Genomic DNA, 22,492 nt, shown 5'->3' with positions numbered 1-22,492 from the left:
TGATTATCTCCCAAGCCACGGTTGTGGGTTTACCGCTCTTCCCTGACGGCGAATTTCAAAATAGAGTGCCGGTTGCTGCTGACCGCCACTGTTACCGACTAACGTAATAGGTTGTCCGGCACGAACTTGCTGACCGACACTGACCAGGGCACTCTGATTATAGCCATAGAGACTCATATCACCTTTACCGTGCTCTATAACGACAACCAGCCCATAGCCTTGCAACCAGTCAGCCAGCAGCACCCGGCCATCGGATATCGCTTTGACTTCAGTACTTTCTGTGGCCGAAATTACCATGCCTTTCCAGCGTAATTCGCCTTGCAGCGCTTCACCAAACTCATGTATCACCTTACCGTGGACAGGCCAGATTGCCTGACCGGCCGGACGGCCAAGGCCACCGGTACGCGCCATTAGTGCGCGCTCATCTTCAGTTGGCTTGTAGCTGGAACCTTTTTTCTGTGCTTGCTTCTGTTTCGCTGCAATCTGAGCACGGACCCGGGCAGCTTCTTTGGCTTCTCGTTCAGCACGTGCTTTCGCTTCCCGTTCTGCCTTAGCGATTTTATCTCGCAGACGGGTTTCATTTTGTTTTAGTTCAGCGAGATTTTTTTGGTCTTTCTTTAAGGAAGACTCCAGCTCAGTCAGGGTTTTCTGCCTGGCGTTGCGGGCTACTTCCATTTGTTGTTTCTGTTGTTGTTGCTCAGTCAGAACTTGCTTTTGCTCTTCCTGTTTCTGTTGCTCCAGTTTTTTTTGTTCAGTTAAATCAACGGCGGTTTGTTCAAGTTGCACAATGGTGTCCTGACGGGCTTGATTAAGGTAGCTATAATAAGCGAGTATACGCTCTCCTCTCTTACCCTCCTCTCCTCTGAACATGAGTTCAAGCCCTTGATGTTGCCCTTGACGAAATGCGGCATCCAGTTGGCGTGCCAGCATATCTCGTTGCGCTTTTTGTTGTTTTTCCAGTTTTTTGATATTGGAGACTAGAGCGGTAATCTCTTTATTCAGCTTACTGAGTTGAGTTTGAGTGTTGTGTAGGGATTGACCAATTTTGGAAATGGTATTTTCCTGATCTTTTAGCTGATTTAGCAAAGAACTCCGTTTTTGCTGCTGTTGTTGCACACTTTTCTCTTTCTCCGCGATGTCTTGTTGGAGATCTTTCAGTTGATTTTTATTGGCGATAATTTGATTTGCAAAGGTATTAAAGCTGAAAATAACAAATAGGAAAGCATAGAACAATGAGGCACAGATATTATTTCGCCATGAGTTCTGATTGCGCCGATAATTACGGCTATGTATTTCCTTGTTGTCAGCCATTTCTGTAAATATACCTTGCTACTGTATGCACTAGATTATTTCATGATGAACAAAGAGTTACCAGATGCTACGCTGATTTTTTACACTTTCAGATAATGCTGTCTTAACATCGAAATTGAATAATAATATACCCAATGGATTTCAAGATGCATCGCGACGGCAAGGGAGTGAATCCTCGGGAGCATAGCAAACTATGTGACCGGGGTGAGCGAGTGCAGCCAACAAAGAGGCAACTTGAAAGATAACGGGTATAAACATATTAGCCTACTTATCGTTGAAATGCCTGCATACATTTAGTGTGACAGGGCAGATGCTGGTCATGTACTTAATATGCTTCATTTTCAGGATATTTTTATTTTTTCTCGAAACTCTCCGCAAAATTTGCATTGAGCTTGTGCTATTTGGCTGTAATTGACGCAACACAAAGGTATACTCTGGAGCCTTAGATATTTGTTATTAACCAACGGGAGTTGTTGCCCCCATGCTGCAAGAAATCATGCAATTTATTAACCAGCATATGACCTTAAGCCTCATCTGGATTGCACTGCTGGTTGCCGTTATTGTGACTACAACGAGAGGTTTCTTCTCTAAAACCAAAGAGATAACTCGTGCTCAAGCTATTAATCTGATCAATAAAGAAGAAGCCATCGTCGTGGATTTACGTTCCCGTGAAGATTTCCGCAAAGGGCATATTATTGGTTCATTAAACCTGACTCCTTCTGAAATTAAAGACAACAATTTTGCTGAGTTGGAAAAACATAAAAAACAGCCTGTCATTGTTGTTTCTGCGAATGGCACTGAATCTCGTACTCCGGCAGAAAATCTTATCCATGCTGGTTTTGAACGCGTATGTTCCTTGAAAGAGGGCTTGGTTGGTTGGACAGGTGAAAACTTGCCGTTGGCGCGTGGTAAAAAGTAATCATTTTGGGCGTGAATGGCGACATTCACATAAAAAATCTAATAAGGACATCTAAAGGTAACAATTATTATGTCAGAACAAAGCAATACAGAAATGGCTTTCCAGATCCAACGTATCTACACCAAAGATATCTCTTTTGAAGCACCAAACGCACCGCAAGTGTTTCAGCAGGAATGGCAGCCGGAAGTAAAACTGGATCTGGATACCGCTTCCAGTGAGTTAGCTCAAGGGGTTTATGAAGTTGTTCTGCGTGTGACTGTAACGGCGACTTTGGGAGAAGAGGCGGCATTCCTGTGTGAAGTACAGCAAGGGGGTATTTTCTCTATTGACGGTATCGAAGGAACTCAGTTGGCTCACTGCTTGGGGGCATACTGTCCGAATATCCTGTTCCCATATGCTCGTGAATGCATCACTAGCTTAGTTAGCCGTGGTACCTTCCCACAACTGAATCTGGCTCCAGTAAACTTTGATGCCCTGTTCATGAACTACTTGCAACAGCAGGCAGAACAGTCTCCGGGTGGTGAACAAACTGAACAGGAAGCTTAATGAATAGTACTGTTTCTATGACAGTGATCGGTGCCGGCTCATACGGCACCTCATTAGCCATTACGCTGGCTCGTAATGGTCATAATGTTGTACTTTGGGGGCATAATCCAGAGCATATTGGGGCATTGCAACAGGCGCGTTGTAATCAGGAATTTCTGCCGGATGTTTCCTTTCCTGATAATTTATTGCTTGAAACAGACCTCATAAAAGCACTAACAGCGAGCCGCGATATTCTTGTTGTAGTACCTAGCCATGTGTTTGGTGAAGTGCTAAAGCAGGTAAAACTACATCTACGGCCTGATTCACGCATCGTCTGGGCAACTAAAGGCTTGGAAGCGGATACTGGTCGGTTATTACAGGATGTGGCCCGTGAGATATTAGGCAATGAAATACCGCTAGCGGTGCTCTCTGGGCCAACATTTGCTAAAGAGCTAGCGGCTGGTTTGCCCACTGCGATTGCTATTTCCGCGACGGAATCTGCTTTTGGCGATGAACTTCAGCAATTATTCCACTGTGGCAAAAGCTTCCGGGTTTATAAAAATCCTGATTTTATTGGAGTTCAACTCGGTGGTGCCGTAAAAAACGTAATTGCCATTGGTGCGGGAATATCTGATGGTATGGGTTTTGGTGCTAATGCTCGTACTGCCTTGATTACTCGTGGATTGGCGGAAATGAGTCGCCTTGGTACAGCGCTTGGGGCTGATCCTTCAACCTTTATGGGCATGGCGGGATTGGGCGATTTGGTCTTAACTTGTACTGATAACCAATCACGTAACCGTCGTTTTGGCATGATGTTGGGGCAGGGAATTAGTGTCGAAGAAGCCCAATATCAGATTGGACAGGTTGTTGAAGGTTACCGCAATACCAAAGAAGTACGTGCGTTGGCTAATCGTGCCAATGTAGAAATGCCGATTGCAGAACAAATCTATCAGATACTCTATTGCAATAAAAATGTGAAAGAAGCTGCTCAGGCATTATTAGGAAGAGCCAGAAAGGATGAGAGCGATGATGTGCGCTCTTGAATAAAAATCTAATGAGATAGGTTCTAAATGTGAGAGTAAAAAATATGTCGCTAGAGGAATTGGACGAAGTTTGGAAGAACATAAAAACAGAAGCGAGAGCGCTGGCTGAATGTGAACCGATGTTAGCCAGTTTTTTTCATGCAACGTTACTCAAACATGAAAATCTTGGTAGTGCCTTGAGTTATATGCTGGCTAATAAGCTGGCTACGCCAATTATGCCGGCTATTGCTGTTAGAGAGATCGTAGAAGAGGCTTATAGCTCAGATCAAAAGATGATTGTTTCTGCTGCTCGCGACATCATAGCAGTACGTTTACGTGATCCCGCTGTGGACAAATATTCAACTCCTCTGCTTTACCTCAAAGGGTTTCATGCTTTGCAGGCCTATCGTATTGCCCATTGGATATGGGGAGAAGGACGTAAAGCACTGGCTATTTATCTGCAAAACCAAATCTCGATGTCTTTTGGCGTTGATATTCATCCGGCAGCAAAGATTGGCTGTGGCATTATGCTTGACCATGCTACAGGCATTGTGATTGGTGAAACGGCGGTAGTGGAAAATGACGTATCTATCCTACAATCTGTCACCCTTGGTGGTACTGGTAAAACAGGGGGTGATCGTCATCCAAAAGTCAGGGAAGGGGTGATGATTGGAGCAGGTTCGAAAATACTGGGTAATATCGAAATTGGTCGTGGTGCCAAAATTGGCGCAGGTTCAGTTGTACTTCGCTCTGTCCCACCACATACAACAGCCGCTGGAGTGCCAGCCCGTATTGTCGGTAAACCTGAAAGCGAAAAGCCATCATTGGATATGAACCAACATTTTAATGGTATCAACCACGGTTTCGAATATGGTGATGGTATTTAATTTTTCCAAATATGGGTATGAATGATATTCATCATATTTTCACATATTAAATGTGAAAATATGATCTAGAATACTTAACTTATTAAATCTTCTATAAACTATTTTTTTGCTACACCTATTATAATATAGTGCCAATGTTTAGGAACTATTTTATTTAGAACTTTATTATCTAACACCCCTAAAAATCTTCTTTGAGATTCACTCCTGCCAAATGTAGCAAGGAAGCCTAATGTTGTATAATTAACATTTGAAAATGCTGACAGATAATCTGTCATTTCATTGACGGTGACATAACCCCAGGCATTTCCCCACTTAATATAATTTCTTCTAAAAAATTTATGCAATGGCGATGCAACCAAATTTTCTGCAAACCAAAACTCACCACCCTCTTTTAATGAGTGAAAGATTTGATTAATAGCTTCTTTTTGTGCTGTTTTATTTGAATTATAGCCGATACTGCCTAATACTGATTTAAACATAACGATATCAAAATGGTTCTTATATTTAATATCCAATGCACTCAATTTTTTATATTGAATGTTATCTTCTATATTATAACGTTTATGTTTCTCCAGTGTCTTTGGTGTAGGGCCATTTAGATCGGTACATAGGACATTTGCACCATTTAATGCAGCCCACAACGATAACCCACCATTTTCACTGCCTATTTCTAGAGTATTAGCTGATTTTAATTCTAAGCTAGAATTATCTTGCCAATATTTTAAGGCATGGCTCCAATTGTATATGTCCCATTCTATGACATCTTGGAGAAATTCTTTTGAATTTTTTGCTTTCATAGAGTAACCAATATATATCAATGAAAATGAGTTGTCTTAATACTAACTTTATTGAATTATTATGATCTAAATAGTTTTAAAAAAACAGTAGATCATTTGAAGAAATTAGCCCGATTTGAGTTATATGAGTCAATTTTTAAAGAGATAAAATCACTCAATCGGGTTATTCTATACTAATCATAGCACCTACGTCCCGTAATAAACGATGATTTAGCGCAAAAACTTGTTCAGAAAAACCCAGGATAAAAGCTACGTCTAATGTCTTCCTATTTTCCTCTACCCATGCTTTTGGCGGATATGGTATTGGCTGGCTGGAAAGCTTACCTGCTGGGTTTAAGTAGCGCTTATTCATCTCATTTAATATGTTCCTGTGATTACAGATTGCTACATTCCTGAGCTGATAACCATCGTAGTTAATTATTTTACGTACCACACTTCATCCGAGAACATGACAAAAATGGGTGCTTGGCTCATCGTGAATCTGGTGTAGAGTAGAAAACTATTCTTCACCAGACCCACATAAAGAAGAAAAAATTGCCGCGATACGATAAATAAATAACACGTTGGGCTATTGTAAGAAAGTGTAGCGATATTAGTCACGCTTATTTAATGACACACTAATTTTTTATGATAGCGCCTTGATAATCTAATTGTCGCCAGGCTTCGAAAACGACAACAGCGACTGAATTGGAAAGATTCATACTGCGGCTGTTTGCCAGCATTGGGATACGGATTTTTTGTTGTGGTGGCATATTATCCAGTACGTAAGGCGGTAGCCCTCTGGTTTCCGGCCCGAACATTAAATAATCCCTGGCTTGATAACTTACCGCACTATGTGCCGGAGTTCCTTTCGTTGTGAGAGCAAACAAACGAGCAGAAGATTCTTCTATTAACTTTTCATTCTCTAAAAAAGCAAAATAATCATGATGTTGTTTAACATTGGCAAACTCATGATAATCCAGCCCGGCTCGACGTAGCCTTTTATCATCCCAGGTAAAGCCCAGAGGCTGAATCAGATGCAATTGGAAGCCAGTATTGGCACAAAGGCGAATAATATTACCGGTATTAGGCGGGATTTCAGGTTCAAATAATACGATGTTTAGCATATGCCCCCCAGAAACAAGGGGCACAGATTAGCAGAAATCAGGAGGGGATGCAGGGGGATTTCATCGATATTCTTATTTATTTGTTAGAAGATCTTTCCCTGTTGAGGTACTCGATTGTATTGTCAGTAAACTTAAAAGTGAAAAAACATCACTGGATATAATCCTAACAGACTAAATTTTTCAGAAACTTTCTGGATTACTTTTTTGCCACACCGATGATAATATAGTGCCAATGTTTAGGAACGACTTTATTTAGAACTTTATTGTCTAAACTCCCTAAAAATTTTCTTTGAGATTCATTCCTGCCAAACGTAGCGAGGAAGCTTAATGTTGTATAATTAACATTTGAAAATGCTGACAGATACTCGGTCATTTCGTTGACAGTAACATAGCCCCAAGCATTTCCCCAAGTAACATAATTTTTTCTGAGAAATTTATGCAATGGCGATGCAACCAAATTTTCTGCAAACCAAAATTCACCATCCTCTTTTAATGAATGAAAAATCTGATTAATCGCCTTTTTTTGTGCTGATTTATTTGAATTATAACCAATACCACCTAATACTGATTTAAGCATAACAATATCAAAATGGTTTCTATATTTAATATCTAATGCACTTAATTTACCATATCGAATTCTGTTTTCTATATTATAACGCTTATGTTTCTCCTGTGCCTTTGGAGTAGGGCCATTTAGATCCGTACATAAAACATTACCTCCATTTAATGCTGCCCACAGTGATAATCCACCATTTCGGCTTCCTAAATAAATATATGGACACCTACTTGAATCGAGTCGGTGTCCATATATTTATTTAAAACGTAGGCAGAAATCTGTTTATTGGTACCATTTTGATAATTTATCTTTAGAAGAGGGTGAAATACTTTATTTATTGAAGTCTACGAATCTACTTATGATTTTAACTATCAAGTGGTCATCCAATTGGATTACTGCGTGTACACTTAAAAATTTAGTAGTCAAGGGAATAAGTGGAATTATACTAAACTGCATTCCAAAAGATCTTGGGAAATATGTATGCTATACTCAAATTTTTAATCTAAATATTGGTTTTATTCAGCAATGGGCTAAAGAAGGTTAAAGATTGATGGGGCTGGTGCTAACGAAATAAAAGCGTATATATGGGGTTATAATTACTATGGTTCATAAGGTAAATACATGGTTGATATAAGAGGGGCTGATGGTAGAGACAACAGAATTATGTCTAATTTACCCTCAAAATTAGTAAATTTAAATCTTCTATCTAATATGTACATTCTTCATATGACTTCTGAGGGAAACAATGCTTATCGGTTTACGCAGAGTAGGTAACATATGTAAATTTAATGGTAATTTTGTTATTCCAACAGACTATTATAAGTTAAGGGGTATTCATAAAATATACGTTGACTTTATTGATGACCACTGTCTTATTATTGAGTACACTCCTAGATTTGATAACTGTTGGTCATTTATACAGACACAGTCTTTAAATGCTGTTAGTGGCTATAAGTGGACATTAATTTTGGTATATAATCAAAGAGGAGCTTTTTCTGGTAAAGAATATTTCCATATAGTAAATAATGCAACTTAATCTGTAGTGAAAATTACAGAGTTGCCGGATGAATTAGAATTTAATATTGAAATTACATACACTCAATGGCTTAATTGAAAAATTTAGTAAGCCGGTAATAAAAATTACCGGTAGTATGATTTTTATTGGCACTGAATGTTATTTAAATAAAAATAATTTTCGTTTTTATATTTTACAACAGTGTATATTCCATTATATTTTTTTAAAACGTCATTACAACTTATATCACTTTGATAAGTAGTATTGCTACCTTCAAATTCAAATAGAGGGAAATCTGATTTCTTCAAATACGAAGTTAACCCACCAATACGACTACCAATAATATTCCTAAGAAATGGTATTTTTTGCAAAACTTGATCGGTTATATATGGTGGATATAGGTAACCATTTATGTATGCTTTACCATCAAGATTTAAACTATTATAATCATTATACATAGATCTGATTACTTCTTTCTCATAACTAATATACGCTTTACTTGCATTTATGTAATTTGTCGCTATTGAAAAGAAGAATAATGTTGGCAATAATAATGCAGATATTACAAATGAATTTATATAAATGTTTTTATAATTTTTAAGCGTTATATTTACACCAAAAATCATTATTAATGAATTTATGCCAATCATTATTCGTGGCTCATAAACAGGTTTCTTTAAAAAAAAGAAAATTAAGAATGATGTAAAAAAAGAAAGTATAAAAAATAAAAATAACAGGAGTTGATTTTTTTTGTTTTCTTTTGATTTTGCCCATTGAAAAATAAGAATGATATTTAGAGATATTACTAATGAGAAAATAATAAAAAATTTTTGATTTATTAATGCTGACAAATAATTGCATAAAGAGATTAAGTTGGATAATATTGTTTCAATAAATTCTCCAGAAGATAGAACAACAGGTTCAGCTCTATATTTTGCATAACCACCACCAACAAATAGAGGAGAGATTATAAAATAATATACTGACAATGAAATTCCACCGCATACTACTCTTGTTATATTTACAATAATATTTCTTCTGTTTGAGTGACAAATGTATGAGAGAAAAATAGAGGCGTAAAAAACTGGAATGGCAGCCTGATATGTCATAAGTAGGCATAAGATAGATATTAAAGATACAATGCAGTGTATATATATTTTTGAGTTATCTTTTAAAATAAAAGGGGCTACAGCAAAAAAGATAGATAATCCCATTGTGACAACATCAAATCTATACAGCATGTTTTGAATGTAAAATGGGCTTAGAAATAATAATGAAACTGAAATAATTGTTGATAGCTTTTCTTTTTTTACTATATAAGTACAAATTATTCCGCAAGATATGGCAGAAATTATAATTGATAAAATTTGTGATAATGGAGCTATATCTGTCAATCTATCACCAAAATTTAAGGCTTTTATAACAATATTTGTTAATGGCCTTCCATCCAAGTCCCAGTCAAAATATTGTGATATAACTCTACCATGATCATCTCGATAGTATGTTCCATATAAAAAAATAGGTATCATGTATAGACACAGAATTATGGATGAATTTTTGCAATTCTTAACAAAAGAATTCATTTTATTTCCTTTTTAATAAATATTTTGGTCTTTTTTTACTTTCAGTGTAAATACGTCCGATATATTCGCCTAGGACACCGATACCAATTAATTGTATACCACCTAAAAATAAGATAGATACTAATAGAGATGGATACCCTGGTACTGGATTTCCCCAAATCAATTTATCAAGGATCATCCAAGCGGCATAAATGAGTGCAAAAAAAGCTACGCCAATGCCTATGTAAGTCCATACTCTCAGTGGGAAAGTGGAGAAGCTGGTTATACCTTCTAGGGCGAGGTTCCATAGCTTCCAGCCATTGAATTTAGACTCGCCAGCAGAGCGTTCTGCACGCGTGTACTCTACAATTTTGATATTACCACCAACCCAAGAAAGAATGCCTTTCATGAACAAATTACGCTCCGGTAATTCTTTTATGTTCTCAACTGTGTCGCGAGACATCAGGCGAAAGTCACCAACATTCTCTTCTATTTTTGGGGTGCTGATTTTGTTGTGTAGTTTGTAAAACCACTCTGCTGTTTTGCGTTTTATCCACCCATCTGTAGAGCGGTCAGTTCGTTTGGCGAGAACTACGTCAGCACCTTGCTGCCATTTTTCTATTAGTTGAGGGATAACCTCTATTGGGTCTTGTAGGTCAACGTCAATCGGAATCACTGCGTCACCAGTAGCATGATCTAAACCTGCAAATAATGCCGGTTCTTTACCGAAATTTCTTGTGAAGCTTAAAGGAATAACGAGTTTATCAGAAACAGCTAGAGCATTAATGATGTTCTCTGTTGAGTCTTTACTACCATCATTGATAAATAAAATTTCTATATTATATTTTTTCAGCTCTTCATTTTCCCTGACGGTCTTATAAAAAATTGGTATTGCTTCTTCTTCATTGAAGACAGGCACAATCAATGAAATTTTCATTATTCTTTACCTTTGAATACAAAATATTTTGAGTAAATGAACCCTAAAACTAGGCTAATTGCTGAGAATATTATTAGCGTAGCTATTATAGGTAAATCCATCTTGTCAGATAGGTATCCAGTTAAGAAACTAAGTAACCCCATAAATGAGATGAATGCCATATATCTCTCGCCTGTAGCTCTTACTTTAAATGTAATCCTTGCATTAGTGAAAAAAGAGAATGTTACAGCGATACTAAATCCCGCTAAATTGCTGATAGCTTGGGTTGCATCAAGCAAATGATGTACAACACCAAAAACAGTCCAGTGAATGAGTGTATTAATAGCACCAATAGAAACGTATTTTGTGAACAATTTTATCATGTGTATAAAGTAAAAATTAAACTTTTGTGAGTTTGTTCATTTTTAGAATGGAAGAAGATATCTACTTATACACCTCTTGAGGAATAAGTATATTCGAGAGCTGTTTCCCCTTTATCTTTCTTAAAATTTTTGCGTTTCTCAAAACCTTTGGAGATTAATGATCTTTAAATTTTATAAGAAAAATTAGATGGATACATGCCAAAATCCAGATCATTATTATGTACAATAAAGTCTTTTTCTCTTATTACACCAAGCAAAGTTCCCCAATCCGTCCAGCCAAGAATGTTTTGTTAATACTTTCCACCGCTTCCTGGAATGCATACAAAGCATGCCAGATTGTATTTGTGATATCTCTTATTTTTCTTAATCCCCTCTTTTGAAGAAAAAATTGAAGGAAGTAGGATAAATATGACATATCTGATGAGAGGGTTCTTATCTATATTTACCTTTAGTTTTTTAGATATCATCATTATTAATTTCCATATCCATAGGGATTATTTTTTTGCCAATTCCAACTATCACGCATCATATCGTCTATATTGTGCGTCCCTTGCCAACCAAGGATATCGTGGGCTCTGGATGGATCAGACCAACACTCAGCAATATCCCCGGGACGTCTATCTGTAATTTTATATGGAATATCTTTACCTGATGCTTTTTCAAAAGTATGAAGTAGTTCAAGTACAGAGTAACCAGCACCTGTTCCTAAATTGAAAACTTCATAGGATTGCTGTTTATCCAGATAGTCAATGGCGGCAATATGGCCTTCAGCCAAATCCATCACATGAATATAATCACGAACACCGGTACCGTCTTTGGTTGGATAATCGTTGCCGTAGACTGATAAACATTCCAGACGGCCAATAGCAACCTGAGTGATATAAGGCAATAGGTTATTGGGAATACCGTTAGGATCTTCGCCAATCATACCTGATGGATGAGCACCGACGGGGTTGAAATATCTTAGACTGGTAATTTTGAAACTTGGTTCGGCAGCGGCAAAATCTTTTAGAATTTGCTCAACCATCAGTTTAGAAGTGCCATAAGGGTTAGTTGTACCACCAACTTTAGCATTTTCCGTGAGTGGTACAAATTCAGGATCACCATAAACTGTTGCAGATGAACTGAAAATCAGTTGATGTACACCATTGGCACGCATGGCCTGCAACAGAACTAGGGTACCAGTGACATTGTTTTGATAATATTCAAGAGGCTTTCTGGTGGATTCACCAACGGCTTTTAAACCTGCGAAATGAATCACAGATTCAATGTTATTTTCCTGGAAGATTTTGTTTAGTAAATTTAAGTCAAGTACATCACCTTGATAGAACTTTATTGATTTGCCAGTAAGTTTTTCAACTCTACGAAGAGATTCTGGTGATGAATTGCAAAGATTATCGATAACAACAACATCAGCCCCTCTTTCCAGAAGTGCTAATACTGTATGTGAGCCGATGTAGCCGGCTCCGCCGGTGATTAAGGTTGGCATCTATTATCCTACATGATAAATTTATAGATGTTTAAACTCAGACTGAACAGTGTTAGTAATACCTTGTTCTAAAGAAACAGGGGCTTTGAAGCCAGTTCCTTCAATGCAGTTTGATTTGAATTGTGTGCGAGCACAGAATTTTTTAACACGAATGCTGCTAATAGGAAATTCTTTACCTGTGATTTTAGATAATATATCGAAACAATAACCACTTAAAACACCAATAGTATAAGGTATCTTAATATTAGGTTTTCTTTTATCTAGAGCGTTACATATAATGTTTGTTAGCTCATTCATTGTGAAGTCCGGTTTATCTATATAGTTAAATACATGGCGACCTGAAGAGAATGAGGTAGCGTATTGTAGAAATGCAGCAACATTGTCTACATATGCCATAGATTTTTTATTATTTCCTGTACCGATCATGAGGAAACGACCGGATGCTATTTGTCGGAATAAATTATAAACATTACCTCTATTTTTTTCTCCAAAAACAACAGTTGGGCGAATTGTAACTAAAGTTCTGTCTTTTCCTTTTATCTGCCATGCGTTATATATATATTCGGCTTCGAGTTTTGATTTACCATAATCATTAAATGGATGGAATTCTCCGTCTTCAGCTGTTTCTTTTTCTACAAAACCATATACTGCGACAGATGATGTGAAGATGATGTGTTTAATATTTAATTGTTCTGCGACTGAACAAACGTTTTTAGCCCCGTCAACATTGACGTCATAATAAAGACTAATCGGATGAACATTGTCTTTGTGCTCTGCTGCTAAGTTTATGATTATAGAGGTATCTTTAAGAGATTCTAATAAGGATTCTGGTTTTGTAACATCACCATATTCCCAGTTATCAGGGAAAGCTTCACTCCTTCTTTTATCAATAATTTTGAATTTGATATTTTCTTTTTTTAATTGAGCTGAGAGACGGGTGCCGATAAAACCGGAGCCTCCAATTATTTTGATCATTTTCCATCCTTTTTATTTTCTGACAATTCTATAGAGCTACAATAATAACGTTAAGTATAGTGGCATATTGAGTTTGACCACTTAATAAAAGACGGAACTCTATTGCCCCTAATATTAAAATGATTGAAATAAACGAAAATAATATAAACGTTATATCCCGGAATTACTTTTTCTCATTTGGATATCTTGGATCAAATTACTTATCTAGGACAGGCCCAAATTAATTTCGTCTAAATATTTTTTTTATTAAACCTTGTGACACTTGTTCTTTAGTTAATAATAGAATAAAAGTATAGCTTACAAAAGCATAGATTATACTTATTGCAGTAAATATATATATGTTTACAAAGTATTCCCGTAAGAAATAAATACCAGACATGGGCAAGGAAGCAATAATGTAAATACAAAAGCTTTTATTTAAAAAATTAATTTTAATCCCTTCTATGTAATATATGTAAGCATAAAGAAATAAACACAAAATAGATAATAGTGATATTGTAATTAGTATACTGCTTTGAGCAGTCTGGTGATCTTTTATACACAATTTTATGAGGATATTTATCAAACTGAATGCGATCAATAATCTTATAAAAAATTTTTCTTTATTCAAAGAAAATAAAATTTGGCTACCCAACACTTTCAATAAAGCGAATATCATGATATAGAAAATGAAAGCTTTCATTACAGGGGCGGCACTAGTATATTCAGTTGCACCAAATATATAGAGAACCTCTTTAGATAAAATGAAAACACCGAATAATGATGGTATTATTATCATCATTAATGCGGTAAAAATTCGTTGTATTAACAGAATAAATTCTTCTCGATTAGAATTTGCAAGTATAGATAATCGAGGTAAAGTTACCTGGGTCAAAGTTGAAGAGAAAACAACAATAATTAATATTATTTTTTCAACAAGAGTATAAAATGCAACTTCTTCAATCGATGAATATGCACCTAACATCACCTTATCAAAACTAAAAAAGAAGAATCCAATATCAATGATGAATAATGTTGATAATACTTTTTTGAAGTGTTTCTTTATCAAGTCAAACTTAATGAGTTTTACTGAAAAATAAACGTTTCTCTTATAGAAAATAATATAGTAGAACGAAATAAGCGCATTACTTGCATCGAAGAGTACATTTAGCCAGACATAGATTATATAGTCTTCTTTAGCGTTCACTAATAAATACATCAAAATTAAAGAAAAAGCTCTGCAACACATTGTTTTTAATGATATAAACTTATATTCTTCATAGGCTTCATTGACCCATTCAATATCAAAGGCTAGAAGTAACAATTTAGCGATAAGTATAAGAGAAATTATGTAAGTCTTTTGGTCTGTTATAAAGTAGAAAATAATAAAGCAGTATATGATCAAAGAGAATAAAATGGTAAATATATTTATCAAATATATATTTGAGAATAACTCCGATGCTTTGTTTTTTTCGGCTCTTACTTTCCCAAGTTCTCTTATAGCATAATAATAGATGCCTAATACTGCTATTGAATTTATGTATGCATAAATACTTTCAGCATAATTAACAGAACCAATATTATCGGGAGATAATGTACGATATACATAAGGTATAATTAACGCAGGCAGAGTAAATCTGAATAGATTTAAAGTCAGTTTATATATACTATTAACAGTGATTGATTTTGGCATTTTTAATTATAATTCATTAATTTTATAATTATTTTTTTGAAAATACGAATGGCATTTCTTACTAATGAAACAATATCTTTATTAATGATTTTTAAATCAGTAATCTCTATTTCATTGGCAAAGTTGTATGTATGCATTGCAATTGTATTTTTAGGTAAATCAAATTTAGATATAAGTTCTTCACGATATTCATTTTCAGATAATTGATTAATCTTCATCACGTTAACTTTATAACCATATCGACGGGAACAGTCTTGTGATACTCGGTATAAGTTGCCTGTTTTATTCATATAAATGGAACCTGCATTACGCGCTAAAGCAACGTCATGAACAGCAGGAATATTAGAAAGGCGCTGAAATGATTTTGTTAATGGATCTTCACTTGTAAATATGGTCAATTCATCTCCATAAGAAGCACCGCAAACTTTCTCACTAGTAAGTAAGTACCACATCTTTCCATTTTTGATCAAAACTGTATCAACAGCTTTTATATTATTAATAAGTGTTTTTACTTTATCCCACTTATATGGAAATTTAGTACATTTATAAAGATCTATTGTATGATTTTCTGATGATTCAGGAATCATGTATAATTCGAAGTTAATCTTAAATATATAGGGAAAAGAAAGATGATAATCTTCATCAATAGCTTTCTTAATATTTATGATTTTATTTTTTTCTGTATTTAACTCACCAACAGCAATATATCCTTGGTCGATATCGTAATTTAAGCTCTCATAAAACACATAGTACTTATTATCATGATAATAAATAAAAGGATCTGCCATTAATTCATTTCTTTTAAACTCAATGAATTTCCAGTCTTTATCACCAATTTTACGATATGCTATAATCCATTGGTTTGGCATAAGAAACTTAACAAAGATATTTTTTACGACTAAGCAAAAATAGTATAGGAAATACTCTATAAATATTATGCGCTTAGGGTTGACAATCTTGGCTTTTTGATTAAATCTCTTTTCAAATAAAGCAATTTTTTCGTTGATAAGCTTTTTATTTTTTGCAAATGAAATTCTATTTGGCAATAAAGATGATTTTATAATACGTCCGTCGGAAAATGAAAATTCCAACGTTAATTTATTGTAAAACAAACATGAGTTTACTACTTCATAATCAATGGATTTACCACTACCAATTTTTACAGAAATCAAAGTCTACTCCAAATTTGTATTACATTAAAAAATTTTCTTTTTGGCTTAATATAAATATTGTGTTTAAGAAAGTTAATATTATTCTAATAGAATCTGAATATAAACGAAAACATTTAGTAATAAATATTTTCTTAACTGAAGGATTTTTTATTATACTGGGATTAACTATTTTATCTTATTTTTAATTTTATATAAGAACATTGATAATTTACCCTTCAAACTTAAAGGTGAATTTCCTTCATACTCTGTTACTAGAACACCGCCAAATTTAGATTTGAATGAATCGATATTTTTCTTATTGTTATCTTTTTCGGATAAAGAAATACCACCTAAATCAAATAGTTTATAGCCGTTTTCTTTAAAATGTGATATGGCTTTAAAACACAAAGCTCTATTTGTTCTTCCTATAAGGTTTCTCTCTTGATTATCATCGCCTCGGATTGAGATTGAACATTTTAATCTTGCACGGATATTATCACAGTAATAGATGTTGAAAACTAGAATATTACCATCTTTTATACCTTGAAAAAATGTAAGATTATTTATATTTCGGATAAGGCTATCTTCAAGTTCTGATATATTAGTATTAAGATTTTTCATACGATCAAAATCTCTAAACATAGTAATGAATAATTCAATATCTTCGTTGGAAACTTTATTCTTGATAACGTATTCTATATCATCATTTTTTATGTTTCTATTTATTTCATTACGAGTGTTTTTAGCAAAATCTGAGTAGATTTCATCAATATTTTTTTCTAAGTCTATTTGTAAGGTATGAAATTCTTGTAAGTTTGGTAATTTTTCATTAACTTGGTAACATTTTAGAATGTCATATTTTTTATTTTTATTATCATTATAAATTTTTTGTATATCTGAAGCATAATGAATTTCTAGAATCTTCAGACTATTTCGAGTATAACTGCAACTGAACATGATTTAGCCTATTTGATATGATTTTGTTAACAATAAATAGGGTTGTGAAAAAAAATATAAGCTCTAAAATAAATATATTGTGAGTTTCCTACCATATTTGCATTTTTCGTTGATTGGGGAAGCTGCATATAGCTAGTCTTCCAGATGTTCATTTTGCCAGAAGACTCTTCACGCAATGTATTGAGCGATATAATTTTGATTAACAAATCCATCTTAAACTGCTAGCAATAAAAGCTATTTTCTTCACTTACCCTATAAAGATCCATGAAAAGGTCATTGCGTCTTATATTAGGAGAATATGTTTTTACCAAATTGGGAGTCATAATTTCCTATTCAACATCGTTTTTTAGTAGTTTAAGACAGATATCATCTACTCCTTAGTAAGGAATATATCTTACAAAGTAAGGATGATGGTATCAATCGTATACATGCTCTAAGCGAAAAGTATGTGATTGTGCTAAATTTGTTACCAATATTCAAACTCAATAACTTTTGCAGCATGTTCATTTCTGACTTGAAATATACGATCCCCCTTCTCCTTTTGAGCATATTGTTACCTGTACGGGCCAATACAAGAACTTTATCTAAATTTTCTAATTTGAAACCTCTTGCATATAGCCTTACCCAGAGGTAGTAATCTTCCATATAGGTCAAGTGCTGGTATCCGCCAACGTCAAGAATATGCTCTCTCCGGAAGCAACTCGTCATATGGTTGATGGGGTTACGCCTATTTATAATTGAATCTATTTTATTCCCAATTGGTACTCGTCTATATACTTTGATATTTACAGGATTTTTATCAAACTCAGCAATATGACATCCACAAACTGTTACATTTGGATTATCTTGCATATAAGTGTATTGAACTGCAAACCTATCAGGCTTATTGATATCGTCCGTATCGACCCGCATGACCAAGCCATTAGAGCATGCATGTAGTCCTTTGTTTAGTGCGATACCTAACCCTTGGTTTTGCTCAAGAACAACATCTTTTATCGGTAGCTTACTACGCCACTTTTCAATAATTTCGTATAATTCTTTAGTCAGTTTGCCATCTTGAACAATGACAATCTCATTTGATTGATAAGTTTGTTCATAAACACTATGAAGAGCTTGATCAAAAAAAGATGGCTGTTCTTGATGATAAACAGACATTAGTACTGAAAAATTATACATTCATAATACCTTTTTTCGTGATAAATAATTGCGGGCTAAACGATAAAGCATATAGTAAATAATTAAGATTGCTAAAGTTCCGGTATAATCTATTTTTATAATAGCCTCGGAACTGCTTGTAAATCCTGAGTAGCCAATAAAGAATACAACAAGCAATACATATGCAATAAATAATGCATTTCTATATTTACTTAAAGATGTTGAGTTCTTAATTAAGTTAGCACTGACTCGAAGTATTGAATCAAATGAATTGATAACAAAAAGTAAACCAACAATAGACATTAAAACTAAATACATTTCTGGGATAACAAAATTATTTAAAGTAAAAATATATAAAACGGTAAACCATATAGCCAGTAGAATTGTTGGAACAATAATCATGATCAAAAATAGCTTTAGTGGTTTCATTCCTTTAGGTACAAAGGTGGCAACAAATTTACCAATCATTAAACTCCATGAGAACCACCAAAACATATAAAACTGATGGTAATCGTTGATAGGAATAACAAATCGAGGAATATTTTTAATATAACCAGTTATTCCATTACCCAATGTAGTCAAAAAGAAAAATAATGAGTGTTGCTCTACGTTAAGATCAAGTCCCCAAAAAATGAGCGCACCGAAAAGCAGTATCGATAGATAACTTAATATTTTGATAAATTTGATTTTAAGGGCTGATAGTGCTGACAATGATAAAATACCAACAGTGAAAATAACAATGTTCTCGTGTGTGAAAATACTATCATATTTATTAACAACGAAGGCTGGTAAGTAATGTTTGAAAAATACTACAAACAGGTTGGCAGTAAAAGCACAAGTTAATAACATCAACAATGCAAGGATAAATTTGATTACATTATTTTCAAATATTTTAACCTTAGGTTCTAAATAGGCGAAATAGAAAGTTGTAATGAAATAGAAAATCCAAACAGCTCCGCCCCAAAAACCTATTTCAAGAGAAAGAGGATTAATTCCTAAATATTTTGGCTCTGTATAATTCTTATATTCCATTAATGGAAACATGATAAGACCAATATCTAGGCCTGATGTAAAAAGAATACAAAGAAATACTATTTGTGAAACTGGCATTGCCGATGATATTTCTTTTTCGTTGTATATGACACTTCTATATTTTATTAGTATTAATATTGCTAATAATAATACCAATATACACGCTACATTCAAATTTGTAGCTAATAATGATTCTATCACTTATAGTCTAATCCCGATAGGAGTTTATTCCAGATAATTAATTCACACGCTTAGATGCTAGATTATAGACGGATACTGATGGCGCCTGAGAGAGTTATGAATGTAGGAAGCAGATGTTCCATTTTTGCCCAAAATTCTCCGGGAATTAACTATTGATTATAAGGTATCTTTTTCATAATTAAATAAAGTTATGACTAAGAATATATTTATAGACAGTTCCTATTGAGATAGGTTTTAGAGCTCTTTCAATTTTTTTTTAAAATAATCAAATTTATTTATATAATTTGAGAGAATATTTTTATCATATTTGTCAGGATGTTTATGGTACCAATTTATCCAAACTTGGCATTGAAACATTACAAGAAGGCTTATAAATTTAAGATCGAATTCATTATGATTTAAATCAGAAAAATCAATAACTTCATTGACAATACATGAGGCTATATCCATTTCAAAAGGTGCTAAGTCAGCATATTCCCAATCGATGAATTTGATACCATTTTCTGTTTTAATTATATTTTCTCGCACGAGATCATTATGCGACCAGCACCATGCTCTTCCTGCTTTGAAAATAGATTCATAAAAGTTGAACTCTTTTAAAAAGGTGTCGTTTTTTTTGTCAAGATATTTCATTAAAGTAGGGAAGGGCTCTGTTATTTCTTTTTTTATTTTTGGTGCTGTTAAGAAATTCTTATTCGATTTTCTTTTTTCTTGGAAATATTCAATAAGTTCTTTGCTTGTCACATGACCAACTATTCCTTCAATGTACTTATAAAGAGCAAAGGTTCCACCTAGAATGATACAATCATGTCTTAAAGAAAACGATTCAATACTTGATGCTTGCAAATATTTAAGTACATATTTTTTGTGAGAATTTGATGATGATATTTTCCAAGTCATATTGGAAATGCCACCATGAAGAGGCTCAACAATAAAATCATTACCGATAATATCATTTAATTTCGAGATACATGATGTTGTAGATTCTATCGGATCTCTTCCAATAAACTTCATGATTGAAAGATCTTTACCACCCTTGTAATAATCAATTTCACCAGCATCATCTTCACCTTGAACGTGTAAAGTAATACTGAAAAAATCATAGAATTGTTTATTAGTAAAAAGTGGTGCTGTAATCACTTTATCAACAAAATCTAGAGACTTGATCATCATTATGCGTTGTTCATAAGGTATAACAGGTTTCCTTTTATAAGCTTGAGTATCTTCGTCTGTGGCAACACCCACAATCAAAATAGCATTATCATCGCTTTGAGCTTTAGCTGATTTCAAAGCTCTAACATGGCTAGCATGTAATAAATCGAAAACACCAGATGTATAGATAACATTTCTCATAATTACATCTTCAATTACTTATGTGGAAAGTTATAACAAAACTCAGCAAGTTCCTTTTCAATAAAACTGATTTCAGAATTATATTCAGGATATTTGATTTTTAAGTTTGTATTGTTTATTGATATTTTTGGATCGAAGTATTTATGTTTATTAGTATGTTTGCTACTTTCAATACAGCAAAATTTACATACTTGTTGTACTGTTTCATCATATTTATAGATGAAATCTTCAAAAGATAATCGAAAGATTCTTTCGCTATCTTCTTGCTCAAATTTTTGATGTTCTCTGAGAATTTTAAACCAATTAATGTAGTTGTGAATATTTCCAGTCGGAATCCATTTTTCATCCCAAAGACATTTATTTAAAAGATATAAATCACGAGGATCACGATCAATAATGATAACTTTTAAATCATCAAAATATTTTAAATAGTGGTTAGTATCATTAGGTGGGATAAGTTGATCAAATATTACATATTCTTTCGAATCATAATTCGATGCATTAATTAAATTTCTCAAATACTTGCGGGTTTCAATATAAAAATTTTCTCTTGGATAAGAGTAATACATATTCTTGTTAAAAATTTTACTGTAGATTTTGGCACTACCTTCGTTTATTCCTAGAATTTTTTTCTGGTAGAATCTTTCAAGATAATATATAAACTTTCCAAAAGGTTTTTCATCAATGATATCTTGATGCCAAAAACCGTTCCACTCTATATCTATAATATTTCTTAAATATTCATCTGTAATTTCTTTAAATTTCTTATTAAAAAAGCGCTCATATGAATAAACATTACTTTTACTCAGAAAATCTACATATTTTATATAATTATTGATATGATAACTTGTAGTTAGGCGATTATTATTTTGGACAATACCATAGTCTAAATCTCTAAGTCCATGAGGATCTTGTAAAAACCTAAATTCAAAATTCCCGAATGAGTAAACATTAGAAAACTCTTTCAGTAAATCTGAAACAACACTTGAACCTGTACCGCCATAGCCAGTACATGTGATTACTTTTGGTCCTAACATTTATTTATTGGCTCCAGATATGGCTTTTACGATATCAAAGACATTGTGAACTGATTCTTCAAGTTCTTGTAATTTTTCAGGTGTAATAAATGATAATTCATTTTTAATCTGAGTTGTTGAAATGTCTTTAGTTCGTTCTAAATAAACAACTTCGCATATATCGTTCAAATCATCAAAATGACCTTTCCAATCATCTCCCATTCCAAGTATATCTACTTTATTGCTAATGATATCTACTCTTTTTTGTTCCCATGTATTTTCGGGAAGAACCATATCAACATATTTACAGGCTTCAACAATTTCTTTACGTTCTTCATAGGAAAAAAATGATTTTTTTCCCTTAAGTCGATTAAAATCATCAGTGGAAATTACAACGATTAAATAATCGCCAAGGGATTTTAATCGCTTCAAAAGGCGAATATGCCCTACATGAAAAAGATCAAATGTTCCATATGTTATAACTTTTTTCAT

The 22,492-nt window shown here is 33.8% G+C and carries 24 protein-coding genes; 5 read left to right on the top strand and 19 right to left on the bottom strand.

The window, feature by feature from the left end; all coding sequences use genetic code 11:
* Positions 1-3 precede the first annotated feature (3 nt).
* Entirely contained in the window at positions 4-1,311 is a 1,308-nt protein-coding gene (envC, locus tag LG003_RS04990) for a murein hydrolase activator EnvC (protein ID WP_262980310.1), read from the bottom strand.
* 481 nt (positions 1,312-1,792) lie between these two features.
* Here envC and LG003_RS04985 point away from each other — a divergent pair, with 481 nt between their 5' ends.
* The 4 genes from LG003_RS04985 (at position 1,793) to cysE (ending at position 4,664) form a co-directional block, all read left to right on the top strand.
* Positions 1,793-2,230: a rhodanese-like domain-containing protein gene (locus LG003_RS04985; protein ID WP_112877808.1), complete on the top strand. Its 438-nt coding sequence runs from the start codon at positions 1,793-1,795 to the stop codon at positions 2,228-2,230.
* Between the two features lie 69 nt (positions 2,231-2,299).
* A complete protein-coding gene (gene secB / locus LG003_RS04980; RefSeq protein WP_262980309.1) occupies positions 2,300-2,776 on the top strand; it encodes a protein-export chaperone SecB in 477 nt (158 codons plus the stop codon).
* Positions 2,776-3,798, top strand: a complete 1,023-nt coding sequence (gpsA, locus tag LG003_RS04975; protein WP_262980308.1) for an NAD(P)H-dependent glycerol-3-phosphate dehydrogenase — start codon at positions 2,776-2,778, stop codon at positions 3,796-3,798. Before secB ends, gpsA begins: the two co-directional genes overlap by 1 nt.
* Positions 3,799-3,842: 44 nt before the next feature.
* A complete protein-coding gene (gene cysE / locus LG003_RS04970) occupies positions 3,843-4,664 on the top strand; it encodes a serine O-acetyltransferase (protein WP_112877805.1) in 822 nt (273 codons plus the stop codon).
* A gap of 98 nt (positions 4,665-4,762) precedes the next feature.
* On the opposite strand, the gene LG003_RS04965 is transcribed toward cysE, so the two are convergent.
* The 4 genes from LG003_RS04965 to LG003_RS04950 form a co-directional block, all read right to left on the bottom strand.
* Positions 4,763-5,461 (bottom strand): class I SAM-dependent methyltransferase, encoded by a 699-nt coding sequence (locus LG003_RS04965; protein WP_112877804.1) that lies wholly within the window; start codon positions 5,459-5,461, stop codon positions 4,763-4,765.
* A 163-nt stretch (positions 5,462-5,624) separates the two neighbouring features.
* Positions 5,625-5,813, bottom strand: a complete 189-nt coding sequence (locus LG003_RS04960) for a hypothetical protein (RefSeq protein WP_112877803.1) — start codon at positions 5,811-5,813, stop codon at positions 5,625-5,627.
* A gap of 265 nt (positions 5,814-6,078) precedes the next feature.
* Entirely contained in the window at positions 6,079-6,567 is a 489-nt protein-coding gene (trmL, locus tag LG003_RS04955; RefSeq protein WP_262980307.1) for a tRNA (uridine(34)/cytosine(34)/5-carboxymethylaminomethyluridine(34)-2'-O)-methyltransferase TrmL, read from the bottom strand.
* A gap of 196 nt (positions 6,568-6,763) precedes the next feature.
* Positions 6,764-7,339, bottom strand: coding sequence for a methyltransferase domain-containing protein (locus tag LG003_RS04950; protein ID WP_262980327.1), 576 nt, complete (start codon positions 7,337-7,339; stop codon positions 6,764-6,766).
* A gap of 529 nt (positions 7,340-7,868) precedes the next feature.
* Here LG003_RS04950 and LG003_RS04945 point away from each other — a divergent pair.
* Positions 7,869-8,159: a hypothetical protein gene (locus LG003_RS04945; RefSeq protein WP_262980306.1), complete on the top strand. Its 291-nt coding sequence runs from the start codon at positions 7,869-7,871 to the stop codon at positions 8,157-8,159.
* A 122-nt stretch (positions 8,160-8,281) separates the two neighbouring features.
* Here the strand turns inward: LG003_RS04945 and LG003_RS04940 are convergent, their stop codons facing one another.
* From LG003_RS04940 to tagD, 14 genes are all read right to left on the bottom strand, one after another.
* The gene (locus tag LG003_RS04940) at positions 8,282-9,721 is read right to left on the bottom strand and encodes a glucosyltransferase domain-containing protein (RefSeq protein WP_262980305.1); all 1,440 of its coding nucleotides are present in this window, start codon (positions 9,719-9,721) and stop codon (positions 8,282-8,284) included.
* Position 9,722: 1 nt separating this feature from the next.
* Entirely contained in the window at positions 9,723-10,637 is a 915-nt protein-coding gene (locus LG003_RS04935) for a glycosyltransferase family 2 protein (protein WP_262980304.1), read from the bottom strand.
* Positions 10,637-10,999: a GtrA family protein gene (locus LG003_RS04930; RefSeq protein WP_262980303.1), complete on the bottom strand. Its 363-nt coding sequence runs from the start codon at positions 10,997-10,999 to the stop codon at positions 10,637-10,639. Before LG003_RS04930 ends, LG003_RS04935 begins: the two co-directional genes overlap by 1 nt.
* A gap of 164 nt (positions 11,000-11,163) precedes the next feature.
* Positions 11,164-11,283, bottom strand: coding sequence for a hypothetical protein (locus LG003_RS23355; RefSeq protein ID WP_390894100.1), 120 nt, complete (start codon positions 11,281-11,283; stop codon positions 11,164-11,166).
* 188 nt (positions 11,284-11,471) lie between these two features.
* Entirely contained in the window at positions 11,472-12,488 is a 1,017-nt protein-coding gene (gene galE, locus LG003_RS04925; protein WP_262980302.1) for a UDP-glucose 4-epimerase GalE, read from the bottom strand.
* 21 nt (positions 12,489-12,509) lie between these two features.
* Entirely contained in the window at positions 12,510-13,463 is a 954-nt protein-coding gene (locus LG003_RS04920) for an NAD-dependent epimerase/dehydratase family protein (protein WP_262980301.1), read from the bottom strand.
* A 220-nt stretch (positions 13,464-13,683) separates the two neighbouring features.
* Positions 13,684-15,135: an oligosaccharide flippase family protein gene (locus LG003_RS04915; protein ID WP_262980300.1), complete on the bottom strand. Its 1,452-nt coding sequence runs from the start codon at positions 15,133-15,135 to the stop codon at positions 13,684-13,686.
* A gap of 2 nt (positions 15,136-15,137) precedes the next feature.
* Positions 15,138-16,307, bottom strand: a complete 1,170-nt coding sequence (locus LG003_RS04910; protein ID WP_262980299.1) for a glucosamine inositolphosphorylceramide transferase family protein — start codon at positions 16,305-16,307, stop codon at positions 15,138-15,140.
* 165 nt (positions 16,308-16,472) lie between these two features.
* Complete coding sequence (locus tag LG003_RS04905; RefSeq protein ID WP_262980298.1) at positions 16,473-17,243, bottom strand: hypothetical protein; 771 nt, start codon at positions 17,241-17,243, stop codon at positions 16,473-16,475.
* Positions 17,244-17,609: 366 nt separating this feature from the next.
* Positions 17,610-18,419, bottom strand: coding sequence for a glycosyltransferase (locus tag LG003_RS04900; protein WP_262980297.1), 810 nt, complete (start codon positions 18,417-18,419; stop codon positions 17,610-17,612).
* Entirely contained in the window at positions 18,420-19,631 is a 1,212-nt protein-coding gene (locus LG003_RS04895) for a BCCT family transporter (RefSeq protein ID WP_262980296.1), read from the bottom strand.
* 234 nt (positions 19,632-19,865) lie between these two features.
* Positions 19,866-20,984, bottom strand: coding sequence for an adenylyltransferase/cytidyltransferase family protein (locus tag LG003_RS04890; protein WP_262980295.1), 1,119 nt, complete (start codon positions 20,982-20,984; stop codon positions 19,866-19,868).
* 14 nt (positions 20,985-20,998) lie between these two features.
* Positions 20,999-22,021 (bottom strand): sulfotransferase, encoded by a 1,023-nt coding sequence (locus tag LG003_RS04885; protein ID WP_262980294.1) that lies wholly within the window; start codon positions 22,019-22,021, stop codon positions 20,999-21,001.
* Positions 22,022-22,492 carry a glycerol-3-phosphate cytidylyltransferase gene (tagD, locus tag LG003_RS04880; RefSeq protein WP_315903373.1) on the bottom strand — a complete coding sequence of 157 codons (471 nt, stop codon included), beginning with the start codon at positions 22,490-22,492 and terminating at the stop codon, positions 22,022-22,024.

This window comes from Photorhabdus kleinii, assembly GCF_025384885.1.
Classification (GTDB): domain Bacteria; phylum Pseudomonadota; class Gammaproteobacteria; order Enterobacterales; family Enterobacteriaceae; genus Photorhabdus; species Photorhabdus kayaii.
Note: the sequence above shows the minus strand (reverse complement) of the source record. Positions and strands in the feature narration are given on the sequence as shown.